Annotated in this window: 14 protein-coding genes and 1 tRNA gene; 9 read left to right on the plus strand and 6 right to left on the minus strand. The window is 64.5% G+C overall.

Annotated elements, in window-relative coordinates; translation table 11 throughout:
* Nucleotides 1-221: 221 nt before the first annotated feature.
* The 6 genes from CCR84_RS07360 to CCR84_RS07385 all read left to right on the plus strand — a co-directional run bounded on the left by CCR84_RS07360 (nucleotide 222) and on the right by CCR84_RS07385 (nucleotide 8,701).
* A complete protein-coding gene (locus tag CCR84_RS07360) occupies nucleotides 222-2,309 on the plus strand; it encodes a type I restriction-modification system subunit M (protein ID WP_201210964.1) in 2,088 nt (695 codons plus the stop codon).
* A 140-nt stretch (nucleotides 2,310-2,449) separates the two neighbouring features.
* A complete protein-coding gene (locus CCR84_RS07365; protein ID WP_201210966.1) occupies nucleotides 2,450-3,676 on the plus strand; it encodes a restriction endonuclease subunit S in 1,227 nt (408 codons plus the stop codon).
* Entirely contained in the window at nucleotides 3,673-4,197 is a 525-nt protein-coding gene (locus tag CCR84_RS07370; RefSeq protein WP_201210968.1) for an ATPase, read from the plus strand. Before CCR84_RS07365 ends, CCR84_RS07370 begins: the two co-directional genes overlap by 4 nt.
* Nucleotides 4,194-4,388, plus strand: coding sequence for a hypothetical protein (locus CCR84_RS07375; protein WP_201210970.1), 195 nt, complete (start codon nucleotides 4,194-4,196; stop codon nucleotides 4,386-4,388). The genes CCR84_RS07370 and CCR84_RS07375 overlap by 4 nt, the downstream gene beginning before the upstream one ends.
* Nucleotides 4,389-4,391: 3 nt before the next feature.
* Complete coding sequence (locus tag CCR84_RS07380) at nucleotides 4,392-7,352, plus strand: DEAD/DEAH box helicase family protein (protein ID WP_201210972.1); 2,961 nt, start codon at nucleotides 4,392-4,394, stop codon at nucleotides 7,350-7,352.
* A gap of 254 nt (nucleotides 7,353-7,606) precedes the next feature.
* Nucleotides 7,607-8,701 carry an acyltransferase family protein gene (locus CCR84_RS07385; RefSeq protein ID WP_201210979.1) on the plus strand — a complete coding sequence of 365 codons (1,095 nt, stop codon included), beginning with the start codon at nucleotides 7,607-7,609 and terminating at the stop codon, nucleotides 8,699-8,701.
* Here the strand turns inward: CCR84_RS07385 and CCR84_RS07390 are convergent.
* Nucleotides 8,698-12,297 carry a response regulator gene (locus CCR84_RS07390; protein ID WP_201210981.1) on the minus strand — a complete coding sequence of 1,200 codons (3,600 nt, stop codon included), beginning with the start codon at nucleotides 12,295-12,297 and terminating at the stop codon, nucleotides 8,698-8,700. The genes CCR84_RS07385 and CCR84_RS07390 overlap by 4 nt on opposite strands.
* 186 nt (nucleotides 12,298-12,483) lie before the next feature.
* On the opposite strand from CCR84_RS07390, the gene CCR84_RS07395 reads away from it, so the two are divergent.
* A tRNA-Lys gene (locus CCR84_RS07395) sits at nucleotides 12,484-12,559 on the plus strand.
* 91 nt (nucleotides 12,560-12,650) lie between these two features.
* On the opposite strand, the gene CCR84_RS07400 is transcribed toward CCR84_RS07395, so the two are convergent.
* On the minus strand, nucleotides 12,651-12,824 hold the full coding sequence (locus tag CCR84_RS07400; RefSeq protein WP_201210983.1) for a hypothetical protein: 174 nt from the start codon (nucleotides 12,822-12,824) through the stop codon (nucleotides 12,651-12,653).
* A 182-nt stretch (nucleotides 12,825-13,006) separates the two neighbouring features.
* Here CCR84_RS07400 and CCR84_RS07405 point away from each other — a divergent pair, with 182 nt between their 5' ends.
* Together CCR84_RS07405 and CCR84_RS07410 are read left to right on the plus strand one after the other, a co-directional pair.
* Nucleotides 13,007-13,822 (plus strand): mechanosensitive ion channel family protein, encoded by an 816-nt coding sequence (locus CCR84_RS07405; protein WP_201210988.1) that lies wholly within the window; start codon nucleotides 13,007-13,009, stop codon nucleotides 13,820-13,822.
* Nucleotides 13,823-13,886: 64 nt separating this feature from the next.
* A complete protein-coding gene (locus CCR84_RS07410; RefSeq protein WP_201210990.1) occupies nucleotides 13,887-15,449 on the plus strand; it encodes an SPOR domain-containing protein in 1,563 nt (520 codons plus the stop codon).
* 12 nt (nucleotides 15,450-15,461) lie between these two features.
* On the opposite strand, the gene CCR84_RS07415 is transcribed toward CCR84_RS07410, so the two are convergent.
* The 4 genes from CCR84_RS07415 to CCR84_RS16885 all read right to left on the minus strand — a co-directional run.
* A complete protein-coding gene (locus CCR84_RS07415; protein WP_201210992.1) occupies nucleotides 15,462-16,376 on the minus strand; it encodes an MBL fold metallo-hydrolase in 915 nt (304 codons plus the stop codon).
* Nucleotides 16,376-16,543, minus strand: a complete 168-nt coding sequence (locus tag CCR84_RS07420; RefSeq protein ID WP_201210994.1) for a DUF1289 domain-containing protein — start codon at nucleotides 16,541-16,543, stop codon at nucleotides 16,376-16,378. Before CCR84_RS07420 ends, CCR84_RS07415 begins: the two co-directional genes overlap by 1 nt.
* Nucleotides 16,540-16,827: a DUF1289 domain-containing protein gene (locus tag CCR84_RS07425; RefSeq protein WP_242508600.1), complete on the minus strand. Its 288-nt coding sequence runs from the start codon at nucleotides 16,825-16,827 to the stop codon at nucleotides 16,540-16,542. The genes CCR84_RS07420 and CCR84_RS07425 overlap by 4 nt, the downstream gene beginning before the upstream one ends.
* 138 nt (nucleotides 16,828-16,965) lie before the next feature.
* A partial coding sequence (locus CCR84_RS16885; protein WP_201210995.1) for an IS4 family transposase occupies nucleotides 16,966-17,071 on the minus strand: 106 nt, incomplete at its 5' end.

Here is a 17,071-nt window from a genome sequence, read left to right on the forward strand (position 1 = left end):
CTCGACCACTTGCCCGGAGGCACCAAAAAACGCGTCGACTGAGCTGCCATCCCTTCGCGAAAAGCACATGTAGTGCCACTCGCGAAAAATTTTTAACGCAAGACTATGTTTTACAAGGAAAGTTTAAAGTAGCTGTTAAACCCGGGTTAAACTCGTGATCCTGCCTGCCGCGCCCGGATTCGTTGAATTGGGCGCCCATTCTCAACCCAGGGGCTCCTGCATTGCTATCGCTCAACAAACCGAAGCTCGACAACCTCGCCAACGAAATCTGGAAATCCGCCGAGCGCCTGCGCGGCAAGTTCAAGGCCTACGAATACCAGAACGTCATCCTGCCGATCATCGTCATCCGGCGGCTGGAATGCGTGCTCGTCCAGTGGCGCAGGAAGATGCGCGAGGACGTGATCGCCAAGCGCCCTGAGCTGGCAGACAAGGTGGTCGAGCTGAACCTGCTGGTGAAAAAGCTCGAAATCACTCAGGCGCATTTCTCGAACACCACGGCCCACACGCTGGAAAGCCTCTCCGAAGAAGACCCGATGCTGCTGGAAGGCAACTTCCGCGCTTACCTGAACGGCTTCTCCGGGAATGTCCGCGACATCCTCGAGCACTTCAACTACCACGCCATCGTCACCCTGCTGGTCAAGAACAACCGGCTCGCCCCGATCATCAACCAGTACAAGAGCCTGGCGCTCGGGCCGGAGCAGCTCTCCAACCTGGAGATGGGCTACATCTACGAAGAACTGCTGAGGCGCTTCTCGGAACAGAGCGGTGAGGAGGCCGGGGAGCATTTCACGCCGCGCGAAGTCATCCGCCTGATGGTGGAACTGCTCGACATCCCGACGCCGACGCGGCACACCAAGATCTACGACCCGGCCTGCGGTACCGGCGGCATGCTCTCGGTGGCGAAGGAGCATCTGCTCGACCGCGCCGAGACCGCGGCCGAAAAGCAGCGGGTCGAAAACCTCGTCACCCTGCACGGGCAGGAGCTCTCACCCACCAACTACGCCATCTGCAGCGCAGACCTGCTGATCAAGCAAGACAAGGAAGCGCAGGTCTTCCTCGGCAATTCCCTGATTCCCCACGGCCCGAGCAGCAAGGAGCCCGGCGACCAGCTCGCCGGCCTGCACGACCGTTTCGACTTCATGCTCAGCAACCCACCTTTCGGCGTGACCTGGGGCGGCAAGGACGGTTACGAGGACGAGGCCCGCCGCTACGCTGCCACCCGCTACCGCGCCGGAATGCCGCGTACCAACGACGGTGCCTTGCTCTTCCTGCAGACCATGCTGGCCAAGATGAAGCCGGTTGACACGGCGACTGGCCAGGGCGGCAGTCGGATCGCGATCATCTTCAACGGCTCGCCGCTGTCCAACGGCGACTGCGGACAGGGCGAGAGCGAAATCCGCCGCTGGATACTCGAAAACGACTGGCTCGACGCCATCGTGATGCTGCCGGATCAGCTCTTCTACAACACCGGCATCTATACCTACGTCTGGCTGCTGCGCAACGAGAAACCCGTCAGCCACCGCGGACGGGTGATGCTGATCGACGCGCGCCAGCAGTTCGAGAAGGAGCCCAAGGCTTTCGGCAACAAGCGCAACCGCATCGGCGACGCGCACCGCCAGTGGATCGAAACCCGCTACCGGGACGGCTGGGCAGAGGGCTTCGCCGACGATCATGTGAAGCTGTACAAGACCACCGACTTTGCCTACCACAAGGTCGGCGTGGTGTTCTGGCAGACCGATGCCGACGATCGGCCCGCCATCGTCACCGAGCCTTACCCGAAGGCCTTCACTGCCGCCAACATGGCCAGGGAGCAGGCCTTTTACGACAGCGAACTCCAGTTCGCGGTGCGGGCGCGCCATGGTGACAAGACGGAAGAGATCCGCTTCAGCCTGGATCCGGAGGACAGCTGCAACGCCGTGTGGAGCCAGGCGGTGCGCCAGGCCTTCGCCGCCGAGCTAGCCGAGGCGATCAAGGAAATCGAGGACACGCGCGAACGCAACAGGGCGGTCAAGGCCTTCATCGACGGCCTGGAACTGCAGGTCACCTGGACCCACCGCCACTACATCGCTGACGACGAATACATCCCCTTCGACCCGGACGGCGACCCCACCGAGTACATCCCCGCCTTCCTCGAACGCGAAATCGCCAAGCCCGTCATCCGCTGGCAGGACAGCCCGCAACTCGGTTACGAGATCCTGCCGAACAAGTATTTCTACCGCTACCAGCCGCCGAAGCCGGCCAGCCAATTGCTGGCTGAATTCTGGGCGCTGGAAAAGACTGCGGAGGGGCTGCTGGAGAAGCTGAAGTGAGTGTAGTTACTGCTGGAGATCCTTGGCTCGGCTCCAGTCCCAGCGACTGGCGACGCAGCCGTATTCGGAACGCAAGCGTGTTGTCGCCCGGATACTCGGGAACAGTACCCGTACCGACTGAACAATGCACAGTGGTCCCAATGGAGATGGTTTCCGAGTGGGGCGAGATCGGTACGAGCAACCAGCAGCCCTTCGATGCTGTGTCAGCGGGGTTGACGCTCTTCGAGACGGGAGACGTCCTGTTTGCAAAGATCACGCCGTGCATGGAAAACGGCAAGGGAGCTTACGTGCGGAAGCTACCGACTCGTTACGGCTTCGGGAGCACAGAGTTCCACGTTTTGCGTCCCCGCGGCGGCGTGGACGGCTCTTTCCTTTACTACTACTCCTTTAATCCAGTATTCCGAGCCTATGCTGCGGAAAATATGGTCGGTGCTGCCGGGCAGAAGAGGGTTTCCTCTCGGTTTCTGAAAGACACGAGGCTGTTCCTGCCATCGTTCGCGGAACAGCAGCGCATCGCCGCCTACCTCGACGCCAGTTGCGCCGCCATCGACGCGGCCGTTGCGGCCAAGCGCAAGCAGATCGAGACGCTGGATGCCTTGCGTGCCGCGACCCTGCAGCGGGTCATTACTCAGGGATTGGCGGCTGACGAGCCGTTGGTGGAAACCGGAAACTCCTGGCTCGAAGGCTTACCCAGCGGTTGGAGGCTGGTGCAGCTCAAGCGCGTCGCGCAGGTGCATGGCGGGCTCACGCTCGGCAAGTCCTACGAGGGGCTGGAAATGGTCGAATACCCCTACCTGCGTGTCGCGAACGTGCAGGACGGACATCTCGACCTGACGGATGTGACAACGCTGGAGCTTCCGCCGAGCGTGGCCGAAGGGGTGATGTTGCGGCACGGGGATGTGCTGATGACCGAAGGTGGTGATCTCGACAAGCTCGGGCGCGGTACGGTGTGGGAGGGGCAGATCGCGCGCTGCCTGCATCAGAATCACGTTTTTGCCGTGCGCTGCTTCCCGCACAAGCTGTTGCCGCATTTTCTGGCCTACGTCACCGCTTCGCGATATGGTCGCGATTATTTTGAAGCTACCGGCAAGCGCACGACCAATCTCGCGGCCACCAATGCGACGAAGGTGGGCGCGTTCTACATTCCCTTGCCGCCGCTTGCAGAGCAAAGGGCGCTGGTCGAGTACCTCGACAAGGAGATTGGTCGTCTGAAAGCCATTCAGAAAGTCATCGGCAAGCAGATCGACACCCTGACCGCCTACCGCAAGTCCCTGATCCACGAATGCGTGACCGGCCAGCGCCGCATCTCCACCGAGGATATTGTCAGCGTCGGCGCGCGTCTGCCCGATGCGGAGCCGTGCTCATGAACCGGGAACGGCGCGTGATCGTCATCGCCGGACCGAACGGGGCCGGCAAGTCCACCTTCGCGCGGGAGTTCCTGCCCAATGAAGGCGACTGCCCCGTGTTCGTCAATGCCGACCTGATCGCGGCCGGCCTGTCGCCTTTCGCTCCCGAGAAGGCCGCCATTCGCGCCGGGCGGCTGATGCTCGAAGAGCTGCATCGGCATGCGGCGGCGGGTGAGAGCTTTGCCTTCGAGACCACGCTGTCGGGCCGGGGCTATGCGCCGCTGGTTCGTGTCTGGCAGGAGGCAGGGTACCGTGTGCATCTGGTCTTCCTGCGCCTGCCCACCGTGGACGTGGCGGTGGAGCGGGTGGCAGCGCGGGTGGCTCAGGGCGGGCACGACATTCCGCCGCAGGTGATCGCGCGCCGCTTCATCAAGGGCTGGCGCAATTTTGAACAGCTTTACCGGGGACTGGTCGATACCTGGCAGGTGTTCGACAATTCGGGAGAAGTGGCCGTGCTGCTGGAAGAAGGAGAGCGATCATGAACGAACCCGCAAAATCACAGTGCGCACCTCTGCCCGGCGTGGCCGAGGCCCTACGCCGGGCGGCCTTGCGCGCCCGCGAACTGGCCCGGCAGACCCATACGCCGGTGGTGCTCTACCGGAACGGCAAGGTGCAACGTCAGATTCCGGATGCCAGTGCCCCGTCAGGAGGTGCGGGACCCGCGAAGGGCTGACCGATGTCGACGCCCGAGCTTCTGTTCCAGCAGCACATCGCCGATTTTCTCGAACGCGAGCACGGCTACGAACGTCTGGGCAAGGACGCGGCCATCGACCCCACGCACGCGTGGATGGCCGATGAGCTGTGGTCCTTCGTGGCTGATACACAGCGGGAGGCGGTCGCCACCCTGAAGGCGCAATATGGGTCGGCGGCGCGGGACGAGTTCTTCCGCGCGCTGCGGGAGAGCTTGCGGCACGCTCCCTTGTGGATGATCCTGCGCCACGGTCTGATGGTGCGGGGCTTGAGCTTCCGGCTGTATTACCCGAGGCCGCGCTCGGCGGAGAGCAGCGCAGCGCTCCATTACTCGCGCAATCGCCTGGCCTTCCGCCCGCATTTCTACTTCGGGCCGCAGAACGAGGAAATCGATCTGGTGCTCTTCCTCAACGGTCTGCCGATCGTACTGCTGGAACTGAAGCATGAGGCGGGCTCCCAGGGCTGGAACGTGCACGACGCGGTGGCCCAGTTCGCCAAGCGCGATCACGCCCGGGGCATTTTCCAGTTGCCCTTCCTGTACATCGCCGCCGATACCTCGGAGGTGAAGGTGGCCACCGACCCACGCCGGGAGGAAAACTTCCGCTGGTTCAACACCGGGCTCGCCAATCAGCCGATCAATCCGGGCGAGTACCCGGTCGAGTTTCTCTACCGCGAGGTGTTGAGCAAGGACAGCCTGCTGGATGCGCTGTCCTTTTTCCTGGTTCGCGTGCCGGCGCGCGAGGCAGAAGGGGACAGGCCCGCCCGGCCAGCGTTCTCGATCTTTCCCCGTTACCATCAGGCGCGCATGGTGCGGCGAGTGGCGGACGAGGCACTGGCGCACTTCGTCGAACACGGCGACATCGGGCGCAAGTTCCTGATCAACCATTCCGCCGGCAGTGGCAAGACGCTGTCCATCTGCTGGCTGGCGGACCGCCTGCATGGCTTGTTCAAGCCGGGAAGCAACGAGAAACTGGTCGACCGCGTGATCGTGCTCACCGATCGCAAGGCGCTGGACAAGAACATCCGCGACGAGTTGCTCAACTTCGCGCATCTCCACGAGGCGGTGGGTTTCGCCAGGAGTGCGGCCGAGCTCGAGCGTTTCCTCAAGCGGCAGACCTCGATCATCGTGTCCACGCAGCAGAAGTTTGCCTGGCTGCTGGATCGGATCGAGAACGATCCGCAGCTGAAGCAGCAGCGCGTCGCCTTCCTGATCGACGAGGCGCACCGCTCGCAAGAGGGCCAGATGGGCGCGGCGATCCGCCTGCCGTTCCGCGACCCGCAGCAGCCTGACATGGAGGACGCCAGCGACGACGAGGACGACGAAGAGGACAAGCTGGCGCGCATCATCCGCGAGCATGACGGCAATCAGCTCTTCGTCGCCTTCACGGCCACCCCAGCGGCGGCGACGGTGCAACTGTTCGGCGCTCCCTTTGACACCTACAGCGAGGCCGAAGCGATCGAGGAAGGCTACATCGTCGATGTGGCAGGCAGCATCATCGCCTACAAGACCCTGTTCAACCTGCATTGCCCGATTGCACAGCCGGAGCAGACTTTTCCGCAAGGCGTGCTGGCCAAGGCGCTGACGAACGTGGCCTTCCAGGACGAGGAGCTGATCCAGTACAAGGCGGAGGTCATGCTGCGCATCTTCGAGGAGAGGGTGAAGAAACTGGTCGGTGGCCGGGCCAAGGCGATGATCGTAGCTACTTCGCGGCTGGCCGGGCTGCGTTACTTCGAGATCCTGCGCGAGAAGCTGAAGGAACGCGGGGCCGGGTACAAGGTGCTGTATGCCTTCTCGGACTTCGTGCATCCGGTGAGCGAGAAGACGGTCACCGAGCACGAGGTCAATGGACTCGCCGCCGGCGAACTGATCGAAGACCGTTTCGCGGGGGATGACTATCGCTTGCTGGTGGTGGCCAACAAGTTCCAGACCGGGTTTGACCAGCCCTTGCTGGCCGGGATGTTCCTCGACAAGGTGGTGGCCGACCGTAACGCGGTGCAGACAGTTTCACGCCTGAACCGTTGCCATGAAGGCAAGTCCGAGGTCGTGGTGGTGGACTTCACCAACAACGCTGCCGCGATCATCAACGCCTTTGCCAGGTATCGCGAGGGCTCGCCGCATGTGCCCAGCGAACCCGATCAGGAGCAATGCGTTCGCTTGTACCGGGAGATTCTGGCCAAGGGGGTTTTCGACCAAGCGGATGCACAGGCCTTTGGCAAGTTGCTGACAGCAAAGGACGATGCGGCTATTCAGGCCGAGGTGCTGCAGTTACGGCTGCGCTTCCAGGCAGCTCTTGGCGAAGCGGAGCAGCGCAAGTCCTTCGTTCATCTGCTGGGGAAATTCGTCGCTAGCTACCACTTTCTGAGCTGCTTCTTTTCCTACGACTATGCACTGCAGCAGTTCGTGGATTTTGCCGAGGTGGTGGGGCCTCAGCTCATCAAGGCCGGCACGGTGTCGGAGCTGATGAAGCAGGTGCGGGCAACGACCGTGGTACGGGCGAGCGTGCAGGTGCTGGGAGTGGTCGGGCCGGAGCCAGGGAAAGGGGGCGGCAAGGCTGGCGGACGTGGCGGCGCGGGTGGATCGCCACCCCCTCGGGTGTCCATCGGCGAGATGCTCGACAAGTTCCGCCTGCAGTTTCCCATCTCGGAAGAGGAAGCGCTATTCATTCGCCAGGTCACCGAGGAGAAGGTGAAAGATGTCGGCATTCGCGCCACGGTGCTGATCCACCAGAGTGATCCGATCTTTCTCGGCGACGTGTTCCGCAAGCAGATCAAGTCCTTGATCCAGAAACGCTATGAGGAACTGGGGCGTTACGACGAGCTGATCGATCAGAAATATGTGGACGATGGGGCCATCTTTGACATCATGGCGGTCACCGTGATCGGACAGCATCTGGAAGCGCTGCCCTCCCTGAGTCGAGGTGGTTTCTGGGGAGGCGCCGGTCTTTGAGAAGATGACAGGTGCTCCATGAGCCGTGGGTCTTCGCACGGGAATGGCAGTAATTCTGCGCTTCCGGTGTCCGGAGCGCGGCCCCGTCTTGCGACTCGACCGCCCGGCGTCTGATTTCATGGTGCCGCAGCCACGCAAGCCCGCAGGCGTTGTGGCACCGCCGACGCGGGAACTACCTAAGGCTTTCCCGAATGCCCTTCCTTGCCCCACCTGACTAGAATCGCGCCCTTCCATCAAAAGCGGAAGGGTTCGGCTTGGTCTCATTCGGCAGTTCGGGGCATCGGCACAGCAGGAATCTCCGGGGCATCTCGTTATTCTCCCTGCTGCGCGCACTTGCCGCGATCACGATCCTCTGGCATCACTACGCGATCTATCCGCCGCTGCGCGAGTGGGCGGCGCCGCTGCTCGCGGCACCGCTCGACTGGCTGCAGGAGTATGCGCGGGCAACCCAGGTGTTCTTCGTGATCGGCGGCTATGCCCTGGCGCGCAGCCTGGCCGAGCACCGCTGGACGCTGCAAGGAGTGCGTGTCTTCATGGCCAGCCGCTACCTGCGCCTGGGCATTCCCTATGTCGCGGCGATCGCCATGACCCTCCCCGTCCTTGTCCTGGCGCGCGGATGGGTTCCGGATGAGGTGATCGGCCAGCCGGTTTCCATGAACCAGCTCCTCGCGCACCTCTTTTTCCTGCAGGGATTGCTCGGCCACGAGCAGATTTCGGCGGGGCTGTGGTTCGTCTGCATCAACTTCCAGATGTGCCTCGTCTATGCGCTGCTGCTGTGGCTGCGCGACAACTTCAGCCGGCCCAACGTCGATCTCTGCGTCCTGCTCGGCTGGGCCATCTCGATCGCGTCGCTGTTCCATTTCAATCTGAACGAGGAATGGGACAACTGCTTCCTCTATTTCTTCCCGTATTTCTTCTTCGGCGTCGTCATCCAGCGCAGCCAGGGCAAGCTCGGCGTGAAACGGGAATTCTGGCTCTTCCTGCTGCTGCTGGCGATCGCGATGCTCTACGAGTGGCGCTGGCGGCTGGGCATTGCCGCTATCGTCGGCCTGATCGTGTTCCTTGCCGAGGCGAGCGGGCACAACCGGCTGCCGATCAATTCACCCTTGCTGCGTCGCCTGGGGGAGATCTCGTACAGCCTCTTCCTGGTCCATTTCCCCGTCCTGATCCTGGTGTCGACGCTGTGGGCGCAACTCGGCCTGAGCGGACCCATAGACGCCACCATCGGCCTGGTCGTGGCCTTCCTGTCGAGCATCGTGGTGGCGGAAGTATTCTTCCGCTTCGTCGAAAAACCTGCGGCTTCGGCAGGCAGGCGGAAGAAGCAGGGCCTTCGGGAAGCACCGGCTTAAGCGATCGCGGCCAGCGCCGCCCGCAGCGCTTCGCGCGCGCGCGGGTGGTCGAAGTCTTCGACCGCTTCCGCCAGCGCGGCGTAGCCGTCGCCGAGGCCGGCGCGCAGCAGCGCTGCGTTGTCGGCGAACAGCTGGCCGCTGCCGAAATCGGCGGCAGCGAGCAGGCGATCGAGCTCGGCGCAGATTGCGCGCAGTCTTTCGTCGTCGACTGTGGCCGCCGGCGTTTCCTCGGCTTTCTGCGGCAGCCGCGCCGCGATCGCTTCGATCAGCGCCGCGAGGCTTTGCCGCAGTTGCGTCAGTGCGGGCACCGGCTGCTCCTGACGGATCGCGCGTTCGACCTCTTCGGCCAGCCCGCGCACCTCTTCTGCGCCGATCTGCGCGGCCACCCCCTTGAGCGTATGCGCGATCATCTCGGCTGCGGCGCGGTCGTCCTCGGCCAGCGCCGCAGCGATCCGTGCCGGTGCTTCGGCCTGGCCTTTGACGAATTTTTCGAGCAGGCTCAGGTAGAGCGCTTCGCGTCCGAGGACCTGGCGCAGGCCGCGCGCGGCGTCGAGTCCGGCGATGCCGGCGAAGTGTTCGATCCCAGCCGCCGCCGCCACGGCAGGGGGCGGTGCTGCGAGCGCAGCCGGTCCCCTCTGGTTGAGCGTCCATTTCTGCAGCTTGGCGAGCAGGTCGTCGGGGTCGATCGGCTTGGCGATGTGGTCGTTCATGCCGGCAGCGAGACAGCGTTCGCGGTCGCCGGCGAGCGCGTTGGCGGTCATGGCGACGATCGGCAACTCGCGTGCCTTGGCCAGCTTGCGGATTTCACGGGTGGCGGTGAGCCCGTCCATCACCGGCATCTGCATGTCCATCAGCACGATGTCGTAGTCCCGCGCCGTGACCATCGCCAGCGCGACGGCACCGTCGCCCGCCACCTCGACCGTGAGCCCGGCCGCCTGCAGGAACTCGGTCGCCACTTCCTGGTTGAGCTCGTTGTCCTCGACCAGCAGCGCGCGACAAGCTTGCAGCCCGGAGATGCCGGCGGGTACCGGTGCCGCCTTGACGGCCGCGTGCTGCGCCCTTGCCGGCTCGCCGCCGAAGACGTTCATCAGCGAATCGAAGAGCAGTGACTGCACCACCGGCTTGATCAGGATGTCCTCGATGCCGGCCTGGCGCGCGACCGGGATGAGCTCGTCGCGGCCGTAGGCGGTGATCATCAAGAGGTGCGGGCAATGCTGCAGCGGCAGGCGGCGGATGGCGTTGGCCGTGGCGATGCCGTCCATTTCCGGCATCTGCCAGTCGAGGAAGACGATCTCGTAGGGCGTGCCGGCCGCTTCGGCACGCGTCAGTTCGGCCAGCGCTGCGGCGCCCGAGGCCGCCGTGCCGAGCGCGAAGCGCATGCTGAGCAGCATGTCGCCGACGACCTCGCGTGCGTGGTCGTTGTCGTCGACGAGCAGGATGCGGCGACCACGCAGGTCGCGCTTGGGCAAGAGACGCTGCCCCTGGTTGGCGCTGCGGCCGAGGCGGGCGGTGAACCAGAAGGTCGAACCGACGCCCGGCGTGCTGTCGACGCCGACCTCGCCGCCCATCAACGCGGCCAGTTGCTTGCAGATCGCCAGTCCCAGTCCGCTGCCGCCGTATTTGCGCGTGGTCGAACTATCGGCCTGCGAGAAGCTCCTGAACAGCAGTCCGACCTGCTCGGCGCTCATGCCGATGCCCGTGTCGCGCACGCTAAAGCGCACTTGCAGCGCGTCGCCGTCCTCACTGTCGACGCTGACGTGGATCGCCAGCTCGCCCTCGTCGGTGAACTTGACCGCGTTGTTGGCGTAATTGATCAGTACCTGGCCGACGCGCAGCGGATCGCCGACCAGGAAGCGCGGCACGTCGGTGTCGACCGCGACCACCAGTTCGAGCCCCTTGCTCGCGGCGCGCTCGGCGATCTGCGTGACGACCGTGTCGAGCACCTTCTCGAGCTCGAAATCGACGTGTTCGGTCGTCATCTTGCCGGCCTCGATCTTGGAGAAGTCGAGGATGTCGTTGAGGATCCCGAGCAGGTGCTGGCTCGACGACTGGATCTTCTGCAGGTACTCGCGCTGGCGCGGCGTCAGCTCGGTCTTCAGCGCGAGGTGGGTCATGCCGATCACGGCGTTCATCGGCGTACGGATTTCATGGCTCATGTTGGCCAGAAAGTCGGCCTTGGCCCGCGCCGCCTCTTCGGCCAGCGCGCGCGCCTGCGCCATTTCGGCAAGGATCGCGCGCTCGTCGCTGATGTCCTGGATGATGGAGACGACACCCCTGGCCAGATCGTCCCGATCGATCGCGCGCGCCATCAGGCGGGCCCAGAAACAGCTGCCGTCGCGACGAACCACTTCGTGGTCCTGGCGGTAAAAGCCGCGCTCGGCGATGCTCGCGCTGATGGCGGCGCCGACTGCGGCAAAGGTGCCGTCATCCGGATAGAGCATGCGCGTGGAGCAGCCCGCTAGTTCGCCCGGCCCGTAGCCGAACATCTGCTCAAGCATGTGGTTGCAGCTCTCGATCCGGCGCTCGCGCACGAGGGCGATGCCGGCGTTGGCCGAATCGAAGATCGCCTGCAACTCCGCGCTGCGCGCCGTCAGTTCGGCAGTGCGCGTGGCGACCAGTTCTTCGAGATGATCGTTGAGCGCCGCAGTGGCCGCCTGTGCCTTTTGCAGCGAGTTTAGCGTTTGCGTCAGCGCTGCCGTCTTTGCGCTCACCCGGCGCCTGAGCATCTGGTTCCAGGCGAGCAGAAAGAGGCCGATCGCGAGCAGGGCGAGCAGGGAATAGCCGGCGTAGCGCACGTAGAGCGGCGTCGCCGGCCCCTCGACGGAGGCGCCCAGCCATTTGCTGTTGATCTGTTCGCGCTCGGCGGCCGAGATCTGCGCGAAACCGTCGGCAACCAGCTTGTACGTCGCCTGGTCACCCTTGCGCACGGCCCAGCGGCCCTGTCCCGAATAAAGCGGCGGCGAATGCCGGAATTCCCTGGCCTTGTCGAGGCGGTTCAGGAAGTAATTGGCCGGTGCTTCGTAGGCGCAGAAGACGCGCACCTCGTCGCGCGCGGCTGCATTCACCAGTTCTTCGAAGGAGAGATAGTGCTTGAAGTTGTCCGAGCCGGCTGCGCGCAGATACTCCGCACAGCCGCCGGCCTCGATGACGCCGATCAGGAAGCCCTTGCTCGTCTTCGCGTCGGCGATGGCGGTGATGCTCTCGTGGAAATAGAGCTCCATGTTCAGCGTCGCGTAGGGCTCGGAGAAGTCGAGGACTTTCTCGCGCTCCGGGGTCGCGCGTGCCATGTCGAGCACGTCGCCGCGGCCGGCCAGCATCTCGCGATAGATCGTCGCCCAGTCGCCGGTCACCAGATTCACCTTGATGCCGGTGCGCGCCTCCCACAGCGCCCAGGTGTCCTTGACGATTCCCTGCAACTCGCCGGAGGCGTCGCGAAACAGCAGCGGCTGGAAATCGTCCAGCGCGAGCACGGTGATCGACCTGGCAGGCGCCTGGGTGGCGGCGGCCGGCAAGCACGGCAGGCAGACGGCCAGCAGGCCGGCCAGGAAGCAGCTCAGCTGCCGGAAGAAATGGCGAACGGATAAGGCCGGCTTCATCACTCTGCCTTCGCGGTGAGAGGGTGGTCATATTACCTTGAAATGGCGCAGCGACTGCGCGCGCCTATGCGTACAAGAATGTCCTGCGTCGGGTGTGTATTGGGTGTTGACTCCAGGCGCCGCAGCGGGTAAGATGCGCGCCTCTGTTGAACGACGCATCGGCGTCAGATCAGCAGCCCGGTTTCCGGGGCGTTAGCTCAGTTGGTAGAGCAGCGGACTCTTAATCCGTAGGTCGAGTGTTCGAATCACTCACGCCCCACCAAAAAAAAGGCCAGTTCTTCGGGACTGGCCTTTTTGCGTTGGTGCGCCGTCGTGTGGCCAAATCCGGGCGGCGCAGTTCGCTTTGCCGCGTATCAGAAAAAAAGCGAGAAAAAGCCGACAAGGAAGCGCCACAGCACTTTGGCAATGTCCCACCCTATCCAGAGCAGGAAGCCGGAAACGGCGATGAAGGCCAAGAGTTGAAGGCCCGCCAAGGAATAAAAACCGGCGGGAAGCGCGGTCGCAAGGAATCGGTGCGTATGATTCATGCGCCTATCCTACTCGAAAATGGCCTCGCGTCGCGCGAGGCTCATCCCTGGCCGGCGTTATACTCGCACGCACTGAGGCGAGCGCCGCGGAGGCGCCTGCTGCCGTTCACGATCCTCCCCTGAGCCGGCGTGCGCTCCGGGCAGCTGCTCAGTGCGTGGGTCACGTGCGAAGGAGAACTGGCATGGACGAGCAATTCGAATCGATCTCCCAGATCAAGGCTTCCGCGATCGACATGGCGATCCGCTTCGGGCCGAAGTTGCTCGTCGCCTGCCTGATCCTCTTTGCCGGCTACCTGGCGGCGAAGTGGTTCGGCCGGCTGATGCACCGGCTGCTCGATCGTTTCCCGCTCGAGCAGCCGGTGCGCGCGCTGCTCACCCATGCGGCGCAGGGGGTGGTCTTCGCGCTGTTCGCGATCATGGCCATGCAGAACCTCGGCGTCGAACTGCTGCCGCTGGTCGCCGGCCTCGGCGTCGCCGGTGCCGGTGCGGCACTGGCGCTGCAGGGGATCCTAGGCAACCTCGCAGCCGGCCTGACCATCATCTTCACCCAGCCCTTCCATGTCGGCGACTACATCTCGATCGGCAGCGAAGAGGGCGAGGTGCTCGACATCAGCCTGTTCAGCACGACGCTTGGACATACCGACCGTTCGAAAGTCGTCATCCCGAACCGCAAGATCGTCGGCGAGATCCTGCACAACTGCGGCAAGATCAGGCGCCTCAACCTGGCCGTCAGCGTCGCCTATGATACCGACGTGCAGGCCGCCCTCGGCATCGTCGAAAAAGTGCTCGCCGCCAGCGGGCGCGTGCTGAAGGACCCGGCGCCGGTCATCGGCGTCAGCCGTTTGTCCGATTTCAGCGTGAGCCTCAACATCAATCCGTGGGTCAAGGTTCCCGACTACGAAGCGGCGACGAGCGAGATCAATCAGACGCTGCTGCAGGCTTTCCGCGACCGCGGAATCGTCATCCCGCTGCCGCGTCAGGAAGTGCGGATGGTCTGAGGCGCAGGCGCCCGCCCGGCCTATGCCTCAGTGGCATATTTGTTGCATAATCCATGAGTTCGGGATGAGGGGCAGGCTGAATGCGCCGTCGCTGCAGATCTTCGTCCGTCAGGTGAGGCCGACCGTGTCAACATGGGAAATCGAAACGATGCAAATCAAGAAAGCTCGCCTTGTCGCGATCTTCCTGATGCTGGTTGCTGCGACGGCTTTCGCTGCGACTGATTACGACAACATCACCACGGAAACCGGCGGCCTGCTCTCGGCGGCCGAATACAGTCGCGCCATCGCGCAGAACGAAGAAGCGCTCAGGGTCGCCGAGCAGAAGACCGGCGAGGGCAGCCTGCAGACGGCCAAAGCCCTCTACAACCTGGCCTCGCTCCTGCACGAGCAGGGCGATTATGCGAAGGCCGAGCCGCTCTATCAGCGCAGCCTCTCCATCCTGGAAAGAGCGCTGGACCCTGATCATCCGGCGGTTGCGAGTTGTCTCAACAACCTTGCGATGATCTACAAGGCCCAGGGCCAGTATGCCAAGGCCGAACCGCTGTACCGGCGCAGCCTGGCGATCCAGGAAAATGCGCTCGGCGCCGAACATCCCGATGTGGCCGTTTCCTTGAACAATCTAGCGCAGTTGTATCGCACGCTGGGAATGTATGCCAAGGCGGATCCGCTCTATCAGCGCAGTCTGGCCATTCTCGAAAAGACGCTCGGTCCCTCGCATCCCAAGACCCTGACCGTGCGGGAGAACATGGCATCCCGCAATGGCAAGATGGGCAAGTTCGTCGAGACGACGACGGGCAAGGAGGGGGCCCGCAGCACGCGCAAGCAACAGCTGGTCGACGCAGTTGCGCCGGCGCCGGCGCAGGCCGAGGCCGAGGCTCGGGCCAGCGTTCAGGCGGAAGCGAAGGCACAGGCAGAGCGCAAGGCCAAGGCGCAAGCTGAGGCGCAGGCGCTGGCGCAAGCTGAAGCCAAAGCCCAGGCTGTGGCCCAGGCACGGGCCGATGCCGAGGCGAAGGCGCTTGCCGAGGCGACTGCCAGGGCGCAGGCAGAGCGGGAGGCCCGCGCGCTCGCGCAAGCCAGGGCCCAGGCTGAGGCTGAGGCCCGGGCGCAAGCTGAAGCCAGAGCCCAGGCTGTGGCCAAGGCACAGGCCGATGCGCAAGCGCAACAGCGTGCCAGCGCGGCGACCGCGCTTGCGCTCCCCGGGACGGCGGCCGCAGCGGCCGTGGCCGGGACGGAAACCCTGGTGGCAGCCACGGTGAATGACGGCTTCCCGCCGAGCTCAGCGCCGACGATTGCTGCCGATACGCCGATCGGCGGTCCGGTCGGCGATCTCGTCGCGGCGAGCAGCGACTGGTTGAAGAATGCCCCGGAGAATCACTACTTCATCCAGCTCTCCGCCAGCGAACCCGGCGAACGCGCGGCGCTGGAGAGCCAGCTGGCGCAAGCCCTGCGCCTGCTCGACCCGCAACAGGTGCGCGCCTATCGTTCGGCGCTGAGCGGTCGCGACCGTATCGCCCTCATCTACGGTAACTATCCCTCCGGGGCGGAGGGACGCAAAGCCCTGGCGCAGCTGCCGGCTGCGTTCCGCAAGTTCCAGCCCTTCCTGCGCCAGGTCGGCAAGGTGCGCTGAGAACTGCCCAGCTCACCCCGCCACCAGCCAGCCGTCCTCCTTGCGCCATGCGCCTGCGCGCGTCAGCTCGCGCACCAGCCAGTCGGCGAGAGCGTCTTCGGCCAGCCCCAGGTAGCGGGCGTTGACGCTCTGCGCGAAGCTGAGCGAAGCGAGCAGGTCGGGCAGTTCGGCGCGCAGGATGCGCCGGCGTTCGAGCAGGGCGAAGGCGACGAACACCTTCAGCGCATGGCGGGCGAGCTGCTCGATGTCGTTCTCGAAGGACTCCAGCCGGCGGTAGGCGCGCGTGAAGGCTTCGTCCACATCGGAGAAGGCGCCGCCGTGCCCCGGGATCACGCAGTCAACGGGGAGCCGGGCGAGCATGTCGAGCGTCTCGCGCTGCGCGCGCAGGCCGCCACCTTGTTCCGGATGGCCGAGCAGTTCGGTGAAGACGACGCCGAAGCCGGTCTGCCACAGCGCGTCACCCGAGACGAGCAGGCGTTTTTCCGCACAGTGGAAGGCAAGCCCGTCCTGGTCGTGGCCGGGAACCGCGAGGGCGCGCCAGACGAGTTCGCCGCAAACGAATTCGTCACCGTTGGCGAGCGTGTCGTCGTGCCGGAAGCGCGCCGCGCGCTGGCCGAGCGGCGACAGCAGCAGGGCTTCCTCGTCCCATTCGGCGATGGTCGCGGCGACCCCGGCGGGAACGCTGACCCGGCAGCCGAAGGCTTCTACCAGCGCCGAGTTGCCGCCGATGTGGTCGGAGTGCGCGTGGGTGTTGATCAGGCGTTCCAGCCTTCGGCCGCCGAGGACTTCGCGGACGAGGTCGACGGTCTGCGCGGCGTGCGTGACGTAGCCGCTGTCGATCAGCGTCGCGCCGTCACCGTCGAAGCCGACGAGGCTGTTCGACGACAGCCAGCCGCGCTCGACGAGATGCAGGGTCGGCGGCAGCATCAGCGTTCCTCCGTCTTCGTTGCGCCTTCGCTAGCCAAGCTCAGGTCATCCCCGTTCTCTTCCGCTTCCCCCGCTGCTCGTGTTCGGCGCCCGCAGCCGAGGCAGATGCCGCTGTCGGGGTCGTCCATGCACAGGCCGAGGCAGGCGATGTCCTCGTCCTCGCTCATGCCGGCTGCTCCTTGCGCCCGCTGAGCGAAGCCAGCACCGCCCATTTCTCGTCGTCCGAAAACCGGCTCCAGCCGGCGATCTCGGCGAGGCTGCGCAGGCAACCGCGGCACTGTTGCGTCTCCGGGTCCATGCGACAGACGCCCGAGCACGGCGAGGGCGGTGCCTGGTGCGTTTTTTCTTGAACTCCGTGGTGCGCGTGGCTGCTCGCTGCGGCGGCCGGCGGCCGGGGGATGGGGCGGGAGGCGGCGTGCTCGTTCATGTTGGTCTTCTTCTTCGCAGTCATTGGAGGTGCGCTCGCGGCGCTTGCCGGCGCGCCTTGCATCAGGCAAGGACAGACTAGGACCAGCAATCCCGGTAAAAGTGCGCCGCCGTCGCTCCCGGCGAGCGCCGGCATGCTTTACCTCATAGCGTTACACATAACTCATATCGCATGAAGCGCTCGCATATGCTCGACGCCCTGAACAAAATCCCTGATGCGCTGGTATCCCAGCCAGAGGGTTTTCACGCCAGGTTCGCCGTCGCCCTTC

The sequence above is a fragment of the Rhodocyclus purpureus genome (assembly GCF_016653115.1).
Classification (GTDB): Bacteria; Pseudomonadota; Gammaproteobacteria; order Burkholderiales; family Rhodocyclaceae; genus Rhodocyclus; species Rhodocyclus purpureus.